This is a genomic window from Nostoc sp. (assembly GCF_036917555.1).
GTDB lineage: Bacteria > Cyanobacteriota > Cyanobacteriia > Cyanobacteriales > Nostocaceae > Nostoc.
Map to the genome: position 1 here is coordinate 48,433 of NZ_JBALDD010000055.1, position 13,478 is coordinate 61,910.

Genomic DNA, 13,478 nt, shown 5'->3' on the forward strand with positions numbered 1-13,478 from the left:
TCAATTAGCTCACCCTTTTGGGTGAGTCATAGATCAACCGATCAGATGACCTGACTGAAGGAAGCTGAGATTAATAATAAAGAGGATTCTATTACTAAAGAATACCAATCGCATTTTACCTAAGTATAACTTATGAAACTTGCTACCTTAATAAATTCTGCACTTATTTTTGCTTCTATTACTCTTGTACCTGGAATCGCTGGCGCTCAAACAGCTACTACCAATAACAGTGAAACAATAGCTGTGAACTCTAACAATTTATCCACTAACTCGACTTCTGTAAATTATCTCCAGCCTTTAAATCTAGTTACTTTTGCTTATCAAGGAGGTTTGCAACAACACGGTATTCCTAGCGGAGAAGCGCTAGTACTTAAAACTAAAAATAGAAATATTCTTGCGAAAGATTTGGTTAAAGCTGCTGTGAATGCAGATAAGTTACCATCACAAGTTTTAAACGATCAAAATTATCTAAGTGCTGTGAATTTAGAACTCAACGTATTGCCAGATTATGCTGCTGCTGATTAATTTGGTTTGTCTTATATATTTTGAGAAAGCTAAGTTTTTCAGCATGGTATATTTGTATGCTTGTTATCAAAAAGAAATAAAAGCCTTTTATACATAGCGATCGCTGCGTATGAAAAGTATATAAGAAAGCTTGATATTGAAGAATAATTTCTATATTTTGACATAAGTTACATTTATCCTGTGCTAAAGCCACAGAAAATTGTATAATCAACAGCTTATCGAGCAAAAATTTCTATTTCTATAGAGAATGACAGAAGTAATAAGATCCGGGGGACTAAATAATATTGAGTCCATTGAGTTTGAAGAGCGGTGTTTAGAAAAAGCCAGAGAAACAGGCGATCGCAATCGGGAAGTCATTTCTTTGGCAAGTTTGGGCAATGCTTACCAGTCACTAGGCGAGTACCACCTAGCAATTGAGTTTTATCAGCAGTGGTTAAATATAGCTAAAGAAATAGGCGATCGCTTAGAAGAAGCCAAATCTTTATCTGGGTTGGGTAACGCTTACCAATCACTGGGAAAATACCAGCGAGCGATTGAATTTTATCACCAGTGGTTAAGTATTACCAGGAAAATAGGCGATCGCACTGGGGAAGGTATTTGCTTGGGAAGTTTGGGTAATACTTATGAATACCTGGGTAAGTATGAGCAAGCGATAGAGTTTTATCAGCAGTGGTTGAGTATAACGAAGAAAACAGGTGACTGGACTGGGGAATGCATAAGCCTGGGAAGTTTGGGCAATACTTATGAATCATTGGGATCTTACCAACTAGCAATTGAGTTTTACCAACAATGGTTAGGGCTGGCAAAATTCATCAGCGATCGCAATGGTCAAAGCATGGCCTTGAGTGGATTAGGCGGTGCTTATAAGGCTTTGGGACAGTACCAAAGGGCGTTTGAGTTTTATCAGCATTCATTAGAGATCAGAAGGGATCTTAATGACCGAAATGGGGAAGCAAACACCTGGTTTAATTTGGGTTTGGTGTTAGAAAAAATCAATCGAGAATCAGAAGCGATGGATGCCTTTTGCAATGCTGGTGAAATTTATCATGCAATGGGACTTGATGCCAGCCTGCAAGATTGTAACCATGCCATTGAGTTTCTTTCTCAAAATGTTGCAAGCGCAGCATCTACCTTCTGGTTGAGGAAATGGTTAAGTCATTTGTCGCAGTTGATCAAAACTGGTTCTAAATGAACAGTGGTGAGTTCCGAGTTAAAAGACCCTTTTAATTCACTCAGGACTCACCACTATACTTATTGAATACTGCAACTGAGTTATTGCGATCAAAAGAAAACACAGAAAACGGGTCTTTTCGATTCCCCATCTCCATTCCAGGAGTGCCTACAGGCATTTGAGGAACAGATAAACCAACAACATTTGGCTTTTCTTGAAGCAGATGTTTGATATCATCAGCTGGGACATGTCCTTCGATGACATATCCATTAACAATTGCTGTGTGGCAAGATGATAAGTTATCCGGCACGTTGTACTTTTGTTTGACTGTTTCGATGTCAGGCGTAGAAAAATTCGTGATTTTAAAACCCTGTGCCTTTAAGTGCTCAATCCACCCGCCACAACAGTTACAATCGGGACTGTGATATACAGTGGCATTTAACACTGTTGATTTGGATGGTGTCTGTTGCTCCTGAATGTGCCTACTGGTAAAAACAGCTTGAGCATGACTCATCGGAGCAGTGCTTCCCAAGATGCTCAACACCCCTAATGTTAGAACCACTATTTGCACAGTGGCAGGCATCAATATGGGAAGTAACCATTTTTGCCAGCAATAAATCAATTGTTTGTGCGACATCTGATACTTCCTAAATACAATATTGCTTCCAAAATACTCTGCGCTTACTTTGCACCCCTCTGCGTTTAAAAAGACTACGATTTTACATAAAAGAGATATGAGTAAAATGAAATATGTGTTATCTAAAACCATTGTAGAAACATAGCAGTGCTACGTCTCTACATTCATTTTTGCTCATATCTCTAATACTGTACTATATCCTATCAAGCAAAAGCGATTCCTTATTAGTCATCATATTTTCATGAAAACAAATGGAGCGATGTCTACGACGGGCTACACCTACGCTTTTTTTGAGGCGATCGTCCCGTGATTAATATTTTGGTGGCTAGTTTACTTCTATTCCGGCTTTTTGTACCAATGTCCATCATCGCCTTTTTCGTAATCGCGCTTTACCGCACCCCAAGCGACTCGAAAGGCACTTTCTTCTCCACCATATTGTTCTTGAGCGCTGTTAAATGCAGCCCGAAAAATTTCTTGGGCGTGCTTGGGTAAGTTTTCTTTGACTGAATCTGGTAAGTCTGCAATTTTTTTATAAGGCATAACTTTTATTTCCCCAGTCTCATATTTGTCCTTTACTTTGGGGTGGAAAGCCATGTTTGATTCTGCCTTCATCAGTATCAAATCTTTGGAAGTTTTGAAGAGTTTAAAACCTTTCTCAGCGGCGTATTGGTAACAGCGATCGCGCAACACTTGTATTGGTTGGAAACCACAGGCGATGCCTGCGGTGGTCACTGAGCTTTGTCGTTCGCGCAGCGTCTCGTAGTAGAAGTGCGGGCTACGCCTACGCTCAATTTTGAGGCAGTACTTTCAGCGAATCAATACCGCTGAAAACTGTCGCAATTTCGTCTAACAATTACATGTCTTAAATAATTCGTAATTTAATTATTAACTACGGATTACGAATTACGAATTATTAATTACTTAAAGACTAATTGTTTGTGCCTTGAAACTCGATGCACTATCCCAATAATTAACCTGGTTAATATTTACCTTCAGCAAAGCAATATCAGGTTCGTCTAGTCCTTTAGGAAACCAGGTTTGAAGTTCTGGTTTCCATAGCTGTCGCATCTTGTTGCGCTCTTTCACAAGTTGTGCTGTACCTGAGATAGAAACGTATCGCTGCTGTTCGGATGACGAGAAACTAACATTGACCTGCTCATAGTGTTCAATTTCAGTCACCTTATGGGAACCAGCATAAGTAAAGAACCAGAGTATGCTATCAGAGTTAATCTCACCACTCTTTGACATGGGGTAACTATGCAAACTGCCATCATCATCGACTGTGGTAAACATACCATAATCAATATCTTTGATTAGTTCATGCAGTTTTTGAATCTGTTGCTCGCGGTCTATAGAAGTTGTCATTGTTTGTACTTTTTTCTCTATTTATCTATTTGTTGTCTGGGCTGTAATTTTTGATTATAACCAGATTTAATGCTGATAAAGTTATTTTTCAGTATTAACCTTTTTAGTTTAAATTGCGTGAGCCTAAAGGTGTAATTATAATAAAATTAGCTTTTTTAGTTATATCTATAGAGATATTGTTTAAGATCCACTTGTTTCTTTTTACATACAGCATAATTCAGAATTCAAAATGGGTTACGCCCTGCTGCACTAACAGGAGTAAAACACACTTTATACTTGGGTAACAGACTTAGCTTGTGTACCTCATCAACTTGAAATCTGCTGTCGGTTGTAGGCATAGTAAACTTAAGTCTGCATTATTTATTTAGACATAAACTTTATCAGTTTTGCACCCAGATCAATTCAAAGTTTTTTATAACTTTAGGCTGATGAATCTAACGATTAGCTACGTTATATAATTATAAAATTATTTTTTAATTATAATTTTTAGTCTCGTTATCAGTACCGTTGATGTAAATAAATATGATTTTAATAGGCAAATTACTGCTTATAATCGCTTCAGATAAAATTGATGTTTGTTGAAAGTGAATTAATAGATTATTGATAACAATCAAAACCAGATTTTAGAATTGCGATCGCTTCGCCAAGACATAGCTCATCGCCAACGATTAGTGGGGCGATCGTACTTTAAAAATAAAATTAATTCAGCTTCTTTCATTACTGCATAATTTCAATAACTTTATTAATTTTTTAGATTTAATTTGACCTGCTTAGTATAAAATATTTTGCTTAAAAAAATTATGCGACTGTGAAATTTTAGATGTCACAGCAATAGCGATCGCCACTCATAACTTGTTATTTGCGTATTAAAGTATTAAAATTTACGCAGCGAAGTATTCTTACTCTAGAATGTTAAATTTATACCTTCTGAATGAGCCTCTTCAACCCATAGCAGGAGTATCATTTTCCATTCAGCATCTACTATAAACAACTAGGAAATCAAATTGCAGTATATCTGCCTTTCAAATTATGGACTGGAAGTACAGGTGGAAAAATGGTTATCGGCCAAGCCGAGACGAAGCAGCAAAAAATCCTCATTTATTAGATGAGAGTCAGTTTGAGAACGAGCAAGATCGAAAGCTAGCGGAAGAAACTGCAAGGAAGCATTTGGGCGTACCGGCATCAACCTTAGACGAAGATCAATCTATACTACCTCATGCAGCTTCGACTAATGCCAAGATTTAATCTTAAGACATAGGCATTTTTTGCTTATGTCTACTCCATACCATTATCAAGTTTACCAAAATGCAGATTTATCAACTTTTCAATCGATTAAACAATAAAAAATTTACTAAGTTACTCACTCAGACAGTAGCTCTAAGTGTAGGCGCTATTGTTCTATTCTCAACTACTAACGCTAATGCTGCCGAGCAAGTTGTTTTAAAGTATGGTACTTTTCAGGGGCAAATATCTGTTGAAGAATTAAGTCAGTTTACAGAAACTGGTAAGACTACCCCAACATTAACGGCTTATTTACAGGCGGCGCAACAAGACCCCGCAGTAGCTCGTAAGGCACTGAAAGCCCCAATTAAAGCTGATGCTGCATTTTTAAATAGCTTACTGTCTAGTTGGGCAGGGCCAATTTTAGTTAACCAAATCGGTGAAGTAGTTCACCCTCCCGCAGGACAACTAGATCAGCAAGCACTGCGAAGCGCTTTAAGTGCATCTATTAAACAAAATGGTGAAGTTACACTACTTGGAGCCATTCAAAATTATCCAAATACTTCTGTTGAACTTGAAGGAGATCGTCTCATCTCTGTTTATGAACGCCTAAGCAATCTTGCAGAACTCTTATAGCAGTTCCCATTCAGATGCAGTACAACGTTAGATCGCAAGGTGTAGGGAATATGTTGTGCCCATAAGTGTCAACTTAAGCCAAGGCTCATGGAATTCGCGCCTACATAGGCTCTCGTTCGCCGCCGCAGACTAACGGAAAATCAAAGTTTTGAAACCCACGGAGGTGGGTTTTGTTTGTGTAGACGAGCCAGTACGTTGGGCGGGCAATGCCCGACTTAAAGTACCTAGCGTGTGGTTTATAACCGCCCATCTCACGTTAAGTTGACATCAATGTGTCGTGCCCCTACGTGTGTACCTCACATAAATGAAAACTGCTATATAAAGGTTACTTACAGACAATGGATTTGTCATAAGGTGATTGGTTTAGTGTCTCAAGAATTATGAATTTTAGTCATCATGAGGATTAAGTTAATACTAATGAGTCTATCTTAGGGTTCATACCCTGTTACGTAGAAATTCCCTAACCTAAATGTAGAGTTTAGTCTAAGAATAGGGAAAAGATTTTTATGACAACCGATGTTTCTAAAGATATTAAGAAGAATGTTAATGGGTCGCTGATAAGTGGTATTATCCTGAGTATTTTAGGGGTTATTGCGATCGCAGCGCCTAATTTCGCCACTATATTCGCCGAAACTTGGATTGCAGCGATTTTGATTTTCGCCGGATTTACAAAACTAGTCTATGCCACTCAAACCCGCGAGAAAGGAGGTTTTATTTGGAAACTTCTCTTGAGCGGGCTTTATATTGCAACCGGCATTATGCTGTTTGTTTACCCTTACACGGGTGTTCTTACATTGACTCTGTTACTTGGCACATTTTTGTTGACTGAAGGCACATTCGAGTTAATTCTGGCATTCAAGTTACGTCCACAAGAAAACTGGACGTGGCCATTAGCTAATGGCATTATTACCCTCGTGTTAGGTGCAATGATTTGGTTCCAGTGGCCTTTCAATGCACCCTGGTTAATTGGAACATTAGTTGGTGTCAGCATTATTTTTACCGGCATTTCACGCGTAATGCTGGCGTTGAATGCGCGTTCTACCTCGAATCCTCCTGACCAAACTGCAAACGCTAGTTAGTAGATAGGAGTGGGGAGATGGGGGGACAAGCAGAAAAACCATGCCCAATGCCCCATTCCCAAACTTGAGTAGTCAAAGTTTACAAGACATTGCAGCAGTGATGCCTACGATTGGCTATGCCTACGCCAACAAAATTGCTAAATTAACTAAGGAAATAAAAATCAAGGCCAGCTAGCTGCAATTAACAATGGTATCTATTGCTACTCCATTCTCGGATATTCAAAACCATTGGGCACGCTCATTTATTACAGCCTTAGCCCAACGCAGTATTGTCAATGGGTTGCCTAATGGCACTTATCGCCCCGATAATTCACTTACCCGTGCTGAATTTGCCGCTATTATCGCCAACGCATTTGGGATAGTTTCCAAGAAGCGGCAGTATGTTCCCTTTGTTGATGTACCCACAAATTATTGGGCAGCAGCCGCCATCAAAACAGCTTACGAAAAAGCATTTATTAGTGGGTTTCCTGATAAAACTTTCCGTTCTGCTAACCGAATTACTAGAGTAGAAGTCTTGGTTTCCTTGGTAGGAGGCTTAGAAATTGCTACCAAGGTAAAACCTGACCTCCTCTCAAAACTCTCACAAATTTATCAAGATTCTATTCAGATTCCTGAGTATGGTAGAAATCATGTAGCTATTGCCACCAGCGCTGGCTTGGTGGTTAGTTTTCCAAATATTAAATTACTCAATCCTAATCTTGCAGCTACCCGTGCAGATGTGGCAGTGATTATTTATCAAGCCTTGGTGTATTTAGGTCAGGCAGAAAAAATTGCGTTTAGTTACCTAGTACAGCCGCCAATATTAACGCCGACACCGACACCAACTCCAACTCCAATACCAACTCCAACTCCAATACCAACTCCAACACCCACATCTGTCGGTAGCGTTAGGGTAAATCATAGCCGGGAGTTCCGGGGAGCATGGGTAGTATCTGTGTGGAATGGTGATTGGCCTTCCAAACCGGGACTTTCTGTTGCTCAACAAAAAGCTGAACTTACCGAGATTATTACTAAATTACAAGCGCTAAACTTCAATGCCCTGATTTTCCAGGTGCGGCCAGAGGGAGACGCTTTGTATGAATCTAAATTAGAGCCTTGGAGTGCTTGGATTACAGGAACTCAAGGGAAAGCACCAGAACCATTTTACGATCCCTTAGCGTTTGCGATCGCAGAATGTCATAAGCACAATCTTGAACTCCATGCTTGGTTTAACCCTTACCGTGCTAGCACCTCCACCGACCCAGCTAAAACAGTCCGTCCCCACATAGCAGCTACCAATCCAGAAAGCGTTTATTTGTGGAAAACACAACGTTGGATGGACCCAGGACTAAAAATAGTTCAGGATAGGGCGTATAACGTAATTCTTGATGTAGTGAAGCGCTACGATGTTGATGGCATTCACTTAGATGATTATTTCTATCCATATCCCATTGAGGGACAACCTTTCCCCGATGATAAAACCTACGCTGCATATAAAGCAGCTGGTGGTACACTCAGCCTTGGCGACTGGCGACGGGACAATGTTAACAAAATGGTACAGCGCCTTTGGCAGGGGATTAAAACAACCAAACCCGACGTTAAATTTGGTATCAGTCCTTTTGGGATTTATCGCCCCGGACAACCCGCTGGTATTACTGGATTGGATGCTTACAATGTGCTGTATGCTGACTCAAAGAAATGGTTAGAAGAAGGCTGGATTGATTATATCGCTCCTCAACTTTACTGGCGCACAGACCAACCACAACAAAGTTATCCAGCGTTGCTAAAGTGGTGGACACAGGTAAACACAAAGCAAAGACACGTTTACGCTGGTAACAATTTGACAGAACCAAGCAACAAGAGTCGGGAGAGTGATGAGATTGAAAAGCAGGTGAAAATTAGTCGTAGCCAAGCTGGACAGTTATCATTGGGGAATATCTTCTTTAATCTCAGTGTTTTGACAGAAAATAGTCAGGGCATTGCTGATAAATTTCAAAGTCTGCTTTATAATAAACCTGCGCTACCGCCAACTTTGCCTTGGCAGGATACAACACCACCATCTCCACCCATTGGACTACAAGTCAATAACCGCAAACTGAGTTGGCAGCCTGGAGATAATCAGCCAGTTCGTTCCTGGACACTTTATCGGCTGAGTGGCGATACTTGGACAATTGGGCGAATTTTGTCTGCTGGCACAACCTTTGCTACCGTCCAACAAGCGGGAACCTATGCCGTTTGTGCAGTGGATAGATTGGCCAACGAGAGTGTGGGAACAGTTATTACAGTTAGTTGAACAAAAGTGCTGCCCAGATTCAGGGTAACTTTTATGGATACAACTGACGAATAAGTGTCTGACTCTTCAAGATAAAACCAGTCTGACAATAATAGTGTAACTGCGGCATTAAAACCATCATCACCCGCTCAAACACTTATGCTGGAAATTTTTTGAATAATTAACTCTTATAAGCAAAAAGCAATTTTTAACCTTTTCATAACTTAAGATTAACCAAAATTTATTCGGTATCAGCTCTAGAATTTCTGAAGTAAACATTGTACAAAAAAGCTAGAACGTACAGGATGTAAATTACATGAGTCAAAAAGCCAATAAAGTGTTTATACAGTCTGGGGTGATTCCTTACAGAGTGAACAATGGTAAAGTTGAAATCTTACTAATTACAACCCGTGACTTTCAACATTGGGTGATTCCGAAAGGAGATATTCCTAATGGCATGAGTCCGCCTGCTTCAGCAGCAAAAGAGGCATGGGAAGAAGCAGGGATAATTGGGGAAGTAGATGCAAATGAACTGGGAACTTACAAGTACCGCAAACAAGGCAAAATTTACTGCGTCAAGATGTATTTACTATCAGTCGATATGCTGAGTGAAGATTATCCTGAAGCAAGTAAAAGAAAACGGCAGTGGGTAGAAGTGAATAAAGCTATCAGGCGGGTTAAGTTTAATTCACTCAAACGAATCCTTAAAGGTTTTTTCCAGGTCAAATCTCAATTTTGTGCATTACGATATTAAGTAATTGCCGCAATAAGTTAAACTATATTATACAATACAAAAATTAATTAAAGGTTTGTAGTCAACGGCTGCAAACCTTTGTTTATTCACACCTACTTACTCAAATCCATAGTAAAGCTACCCAAGTTTTTATACCGACAATTCCGTCAGCCTGCAATTTTTTAGATGTTTGGAAACTAACAATTGCATTCTTAACTGACTCAGAAAAACGCCCATCAATGGCATCAGTATATAATCCAATATCTTTTAATTGCTGTTGTAATTGTTTTACTCTCAGCCCAGAATCTCCTAGCTGTAATCCATTAAATCTATTCAAATCGGCTCGACCACTAACACCAGTTACACCAGATATATCACCTTCATATTGATGGATTAAATATTGTCCCTGCCAAGCACCAGGAATAGTTGGGTTTCTAGTTCCGTAGTGGGCAATCCATAACGGATAATTAGCAAAATCAGATGGATTACCAAGTTCTGTCCAGAAGCTGGGGAAGGTGTAAATAATTGGTTTAATTGGTTTTTTTGTTTGTTGTAGAAGGGCTTTTTCTACCTCTGCCAACCACTGTTTAGCTGCCTTAATTACTTCTTGGCTATTTACTTTGTCAGTTACCTCTACATCTAGGACTGGTGGTAAGTCCCCTGGTTCTAATTTCCCCAGCGTTTTTAAGAATTCCTTCGCTTGCTGAACCGGGTCAGATGTATGGGGATGAAAGAAATGATAAGCACCCCGAATAATACTAACAGCTTTCATAGTCTGCCAGTGATGAGCAAAAGCAGAATCTTTGATGCTAACTCCTTCTGTAGCTTTGACAAATGCAAAAGTTTTACCAGAGTTTTTTACTGCCGTCCAATCTACTCTGCCGTCTTGATCAGCAACATCAATTCCTTCCATAAAATTTTTAACCTTTTTGATTAGTACAATCTTGAACTTATCAGAGGCTTTGATTAAATTTATGCTTTTTCTGGGTCTTTGAGTAAATTACAGAAATTTACTAGGGTTAAGTGTTAGCGGCTCGTACTGGAGTCACTCTAACTTTGCCTGTACAAGGCTTGATTTGTTCTGTAAGGGTAAAGTGCTCGTAAGCATTAGGAGGTGTGATTTGAATTTTACTAGACATTGGGCAGTTTTTCTCTGGGGAACTAATGTGGTTGTATGCTATCTGAAATGAGGCTTGTTTTCCAGGAGCTAAAGTTACTTGTTGTCGAAGTTGCTTACTCGAAAAGTAAGTGTCCTGGGAGCGAATAACTTTAATTCCCTGCAAAGGTTGATCTTTTACATCCAGTAGTCCCAATCCTGGATAACCGTAGAGGTTGCAAGGGGATGAGCCGTTATTGGTGAAGTTATAGGTAATTGCAACATTCCCAACGCCAGCATCTTCAGAGACTCGGCGCACTGACAATTGACTAGTTTCACAGCGCGTCGGATTTGTGGCAGTAGTGGCTTCAGGGGTAGAATTCTCTGTAGTTTTTTCAGTCGGTGCGGGTGTTGAGGTCAATACAGCTTCTTTCGTCGGCTGTTCAGTGATTGTTGGTAAAGCTTGTGTCTGTTTGGTAACAGAGGAAGAACCGACACAGCCAGTTGTCACCGCAGTCAGGAGCAATAACAGACTGCTTTCCATAGATAGAATTCGCATATCTCTTTTTTTGTAGTGAACTACTTACACTGATGCTTCATATACAGTATAAGTTTCCAATTTCACAAGGGTTATGCACGTCTGCTCCAATGACATGTTCTGCTGCGTCATTACATAACGAATTCAACAGCTTATCCATCTTTTCGGGCAACGTGAACAGCAGAAAGAAACGAGAGGTGTACACTGTCTCCAAAGTTCCTCAGCTTTTCCCGCAATCCTGCAAATAGCGACTCCTTCGCCTTTGGCTCCAGTCTGCTCATGGTATTTAATAGCTTAAGGTAGTCATCGATGCTGTACGTAACCTCACACGCGATTTGCTCAGTCACCAACTCCTTAAAATAACCAGAGTCTAGAATATCTTGTTCAAACCCTCTCAAAATTTCCGCTTGAGTTTCTGCACCTTCATACCGGACAAGTGAGGGAGCATAGGCTTGATACACTTCCTCGATCGCTTGGTAAACTTCGTATTTCGGTTCAGGTCTGAGATTCCATAGCAGGATGAGAAACCCGTTGTCGCATAATGCCTTCGCTGCCTTGGCATAGCGAATTTCTGACGGTATCCAGTGAAAGGCATTAGCAGATAGAACGGCATTGAACTGTTTTGCTTCCAGTTCCCACTCCTCAAATGAGGTGTTGTAGATTGCAACGTTTGGATAGGTTGCACAGTTGCGTTGTGCTAAACCACAAAAATCCTGGTTTGGCTCAATACACGTCATTGAAAAACCAAATTGAGCAAAAGCTACCGTCGCATTTCCTGGACCACAACCGACCTCAAGAATCGATGCATCTGAGTCAAGTTGGGCTAAAACGACAGATTGCTCGATCAATTCCTTTGGATATTGTGGTCTGGCGTTGTAATAAATATCAGCTACGGGAGAATACCAATTTCTTCGCTGTTCTAAATCTATAGAAGCTCTGGCATTTATTTCTTGTTTAGAGTCTTGCATAAGCTAGTTTTATCAGCTTTTGAGTCCAACTTCATTTTATTTAGTCTCGTGGATAAAAGACCAATTCAATATCGATTGTCGCAATACTGTTTGCAAGACCCTCAAAAGATTGGGATTGCCTTGTCGTGGGTTTAGTCTATAGGACTTACGCACAGGTCACGCAAAATCAAACCACAGAGAACGCAGAGAACACAGAGGAATAAGAGTTAGAGAGGTTTTTTGCGTAAGTCCTGTCTTACATCCGCTCGCTTGGCAAACTCCCCATCCCCCAAGCTAAGTATTCAACCGAATTAAATATTATCTGTTGCCTCAATCAAAGCACTGCAAATTCCTGGTTCACTCATCGAATGTCCGGCATCAGGAACCACTATAAATTCGGCTTCTGGCCAAGCGCGATGTAATTCCCAAGCTGATATCATTGGACAAACTACATCATAGCGTCCCTGAACAATTACAGCCGGAATATGGCGGATGCGGTCTACATTTAAGAGTAATTGATCTTCTGTTTCCAAAAATCCTTTATTCATAAAGTAATGGCATTCAATCCGAGCGAAAGCGGAAGCAAATTCACTATTACCAAACTTTTGCATGAGTTCTGGGTCTAAGAAAAGTCTACTGGTACTAGCTTCCCAAATTGACCAAGCACGCGCTGCTGTTAATTGAATTTCTAAATCTGGATTGGTCAAGCGTTTGTAATATGCTGCGATCATATCATCACGTTCATCTATGGGAATTGGTTTGAGATATTCTTCCCAAGCATCAGGAAAAATATAGCTAGCACCCTCTTGGTAGAACCAGCGCAACTCCTTTTGTCTCAGCATGAAGATCCCACGCAGAATTAATCCTGTGCATCGAGAGGGATGGGTTTGACTGTAGGCCAATGATAAAGTGCTACCCCAACTACCACCAAAAACCACCCACTTTTCTATACCTAAATGTTGGCGCAGTTTTTCGATATCACTGACTAAATCCCAAGTGGTGTTTTCTCGTAATTCAGCATGGGGAGTACTTTGACCACAACCGCGCTGGTCAAACATCACTAACCGCCATTTTTCTGGGTGGAAATATTGCCGATAAAAAGCTGGACATCCACCACCAGGGCCCCCATGCAGCAAAACGATGGGTTGACCTTGCAGGTTTCCTGACTCTTCAAAATGGATAGTATGAAGGTCGGAAACTTGTAAACTACCTTCTAAGTAAGGCTCGATCGCTGGGTAAAGTTCTCGCATTTTGCATATTTTATCAGTAATGTTGTCAT

The 13,478-nt window shown here is 40.3% G+C and carries 15 protein-coding genes; 8 read left to right on the forward strand and 7 right to left on the reverse strand.

Features of this window, described 5'->3' with window-relative positions:
• Positions 1 to 132 precede the first annotated feature (132 nt).
• Both V7K60_RS21180 and V7K60_RS21185 read left to right on the forward strand, forming a co-directional pair.
• Positions 133 to 525 (forward strand): hypothetical protein, encoded by a 393-nt coding sequence (locus tag V7K60_RS21180; protein WP_334928046.1) that lies wholly within the window; start codon positions 133 to 135, stop codon positions 523 to 525.
• Positions 526 to 772: 247 nt separating this feature from the next.
• Positions 773 to 1,717 (forward strand): tetratricopeptide repeat protein, encoded by a 945-nt coding sequence (locus V7K60_RS21185; RefSeq protein WP_334928048.1) that lies wholly within the window; start codon positions 773 to 775, stop codon positions 1,715 to 1,717.
• Positions 1,718 to 1,757: 40 nt separating this feature from the next.
• Here V7K60_RS21185 and V7K60_RS21190 read toward each other — a convergent pair whose 3' ends face one another.
• The 3 genes from V7K60_RS21190 to V7K60_RS21200 all read right to left on the reverse strand — a co-directional run bounded on the left by V7K60_RS21190 (position 1,758) and on the right by V7K60_RS21200 (position 3,698).
• On the reverse strand, positions 1,758 to 2,333 hold the full coding sequence (locus V7K60_RS21190) for a DUF411 domain-containing protein (RefSeq protein WP_334928050.1): 576 nt from the start codon (positions 2,331 to 2,333) through the stop codon (positions 1,758 to 1,760).
• A gap of 336 nt (positions 2,334 to 2,669) precedes the next feature.
• A complete protein-coding gene (locus V7K60_RS21195) occupies positions 2,670 to 3,065 on the reverse strand; it encodes a ChaB family protein (RefSeq protein ID WP_334928052.1) in 396 nt (131 codons plus the stop codon).
• Between the two features lie 189 nt (positions 3,066 to 3,254).
• Positions 3,255 to 3,698, reverse strand: a complete 444-nt coding sequence (locus V7K60_RS21200; protein ID WP_334928053.1) for a pyridoxamine 5'-phosphate oxidase family protein — start codon at positions 3,696 to 3,698, stop codon at positions 3,255 to 3,257.
• A 1,029-nt stretch (positions 3,699 to 4,727) separates the two neighbouring features.
• Between V7K60_RS21200 and V7K60_RS21205 the strand changes: the two genes are divergently transcribed.
• The 6 genes from V7K60_RS21205 to V7K60_RS21230 all read left to right on the forward strand — a co-directional run bounded on the left by V7K60_RS21205 (position 4,728) and on the right by V7K60_RS21230 (position 9,639).
• Positions 4,728 to 4,943, forward strand: coding sequence for a bromodomain-containing protein (locus V7K60_RS21205; RefSeq protein ID WP_334928055.1), 216 nt, complete (start codon positions 4,728 to 4,730; stop codon positions 4,941 to 4,943).
• A 60-nt stretch (positions 4,944 to 5,003) separates the two neighbouring features.
• Positions 5,004 to 5,555, forward strand: coding sequence for an alpha/beta hydrolase (locus V7K60_RS21210; protein WP_334928057.1), 552 nt, complete (start codon positions 5,004 to 5,006; stop codon positions 5,553 to 5,555).
• Positions 5,556 to 6,061: 506 nt separating this feature from the next.
• The gene (locus V7K60_RS21215; protein ID WP_334928059.1) at positions 6,062 to 6,634 is read left to right on the forward strand and encodes an HdeD family acid-resistance protein; all 573 of its coding nucleotides are present in this window, start codon (positions 6,062 to 6,064) and stop codon (positions 6,632 to 6,634) included.
• Between the two features lie 40 nt (positions 6,635 to 6,674).
• Complete coding sequence (locus V7K60_RS21220; protein WP_334928061.1) at positions 6,675 to 6,809, forward strand: hypothetical protein; 135 nt, start codon at positions 6,675 to 6,677, stop codon at positions 6,807 to 6,809.
• Between the two features lie 12 nt (positions 6,810 to 6,821).
• Positions 6,822 to 8,906, forward strand: coding sequence for a glycoside hydrolase family 10 protein (locus V7K60_RS21225; RefSeq protein WP_334928063.1), 2,085 nt, complete (start codon positions 6,822 to 6,824; stop codon positions 8,904 to 8,906).
• A 295-nt stretch (positions 8,907 to 9,201) separates the two neighbouring features.
• Positions 9,202 to 9,639 (forward strand): NUDIX hydrolase, encoded by a 438-nt coding sequence (locus V7K60_RS21230; protein ID WP_334928065.1) that lies wholly within the window; start codon positions 9,202 to 9,204, stop codon positions 9,637 to 9,639.
• Positions 9,640 to 9,739: 100 nt separating this feature from the next.
• On the opposite strand, the gene V7K60_RS21235 is transcribed toward V7K60_RS21230, so the two are convergent.
• The 4 genes from V7K60_RS21235 to pip all read right to left on the reverse strand — a co-directional run bounded on the left by V7K60_RS21235 (position 9,740) and on the right by pip (position 13,449).
• On the reverse strand, positions 9,740 to 10,531 hold the full coding sequence (locus tag V7K60_RS21235) for a GH25 family lysozyme (RefSeq protein WP_334928067.1): 792 nt from the start codon (positions 10,529 to 10,531) through the stop codon (positions 9,740 to 9,742).
• Between the two features lie 106 nt (positions 10,532 to 10,637).
• Positions 10,638 to 11,273 carry a DUF4232 domain-containing protein gene (locus V7K60_RS21240; RefSeq protein ID WP_334928069.1) on the reverse strand — a complete coding sequence of 212 codons (636 nt, stop codon included), beginning with the start codon at positions 11,271 to 11,273 and terminating at the stop codon, positions 10,638 to 10,640.
• Positions 11,274 to 11,404: 131 nt separating this feature from the next.
• Complete coding sequence (locus V7K60_RS21245; RefSeq protein ID WP_334928071.1) at positions 11,405 to 12,220, reverse strand: class I SAM-dependent methyltransferase; 816 nt, start codon at positions 12,218 to 12,220, stop codon at positions 11,405 to 11,407.
• Between the two features lie 290 nt (positions 12,221 to 12,510).
• Positions 12,511 to 13,449: a prolyl aminopeptidase gene (gene pip, locus V7K60_RS21250; protein WP_334928073.1), complete on the reverse strand. Its 939-nt coding sequence runs from the start codon at positions 13,447 to 13,449 to the stop codon at positions 12,511 to 12,513.
• Positions 13,450 to 13,478: the final 29 nt, after the last annotated feature.

Excerpts from the sequence above, each read along its gene's own strand:
- V7K60_RS21180 (WP_334928046.1), top strand. The coding sequence starts at position 133 with ATGAAACTTGCTACCTTAATAAATTCTGCACTTATTTTTGCTTCTATT.
- V7K60_RS21185 (WP_334928048.1), top strand. The coding sequence starts at position 773 with ATGACAGAAGTAATAAGATCCGGGGGACTAAATAATATTGAGTCCATT.
- V7K60_RS21190 (WP_334928050.1), bottom strand. The coding sequence starts at position 2,333 with ATGTCGCACAAACAATTGATTTATTGCTGGCAAAAATGGTTACTTCCC.
- V7K60_RS21200 (WP_334928053.1), bottom strand. The coding sequence starts at position 3,698 with ATGACAACTTCTATAGACCGCGAGCAACAGATTCAAAAACTGCATGAA.
- V7K60_RS21205 (WP_334928055.1), top strand. The coding sequence starts at position 4,728 with ATGGACTGGAAGTACAGGTGGAAAAATGGTTATCGGCCAAGCCGAGAC.
- V7K60_RS21210 (WP_334928057.1), top strand. The coding sequence starts at position 5,004 with ATGCAGATTTATCAACTTTTCAATCGATTAAACAATAAAAAATTTACT.
- V7K60_RS21215 (WP_334928059.1), top strand. The coding sequence starts at position 6,062 with ATGACAACCGATGTTTCTAAAGATATTAAGAAGAATGTTAATGGGTCG.
- V7K60_RS21220 (WP_334928061.1), top strand. The coding sequence starts at position 6,675 with ATGCCCAATGCCCCATTCCCAAACTTGAGTAGTCAAAGTTTACAAGAC.
- V7K60_RS21225 (WP_334928063.1), top strand. The coding sequence starts at position 6,822 with ATGGTATCTATTGCTACTCCATTCTCGGATATTCAAAACCATTGGGCA.
- V7K60_RS21230 (WP_334928065.1), top strand. The coding sequence starts at position 9,202 with ATGAGTCAAAAAGCCAATAAAGTGTTTATACAGTCTGGGGTGATTCCT.
- V7K60_RS21235 (WP_334928067.1), bottom strand. The coding sequence starts at position 10,531 with ATGGAAGGAATTGATGTTGCTGATCAAGACGGCAGAGTAGATTGGACG.
- V7K60_RS21240 (WP_334928069.1), bottom strand. The coding sequence starts at position 11,273 with ATGCGAATTCTATCTATGGAAAGCAGTCTGTTATTGCTCCTGACTGCG.
- V7K60_RS21245 (WP_334928071.1), bottom strand. The coding sequence starts at position 12,220 with ATGCAAGACTCTAAACAAGAAATAAATGCCAGAGCTTCTATAGATTTA.
- pip (WP_334928073.1), bottom strand. The coding sequence starts at position 13,449 with ATGCGAGAACTTTACCCAGCGATCGAGCCTTACTTAGAAGGTAGTTTA.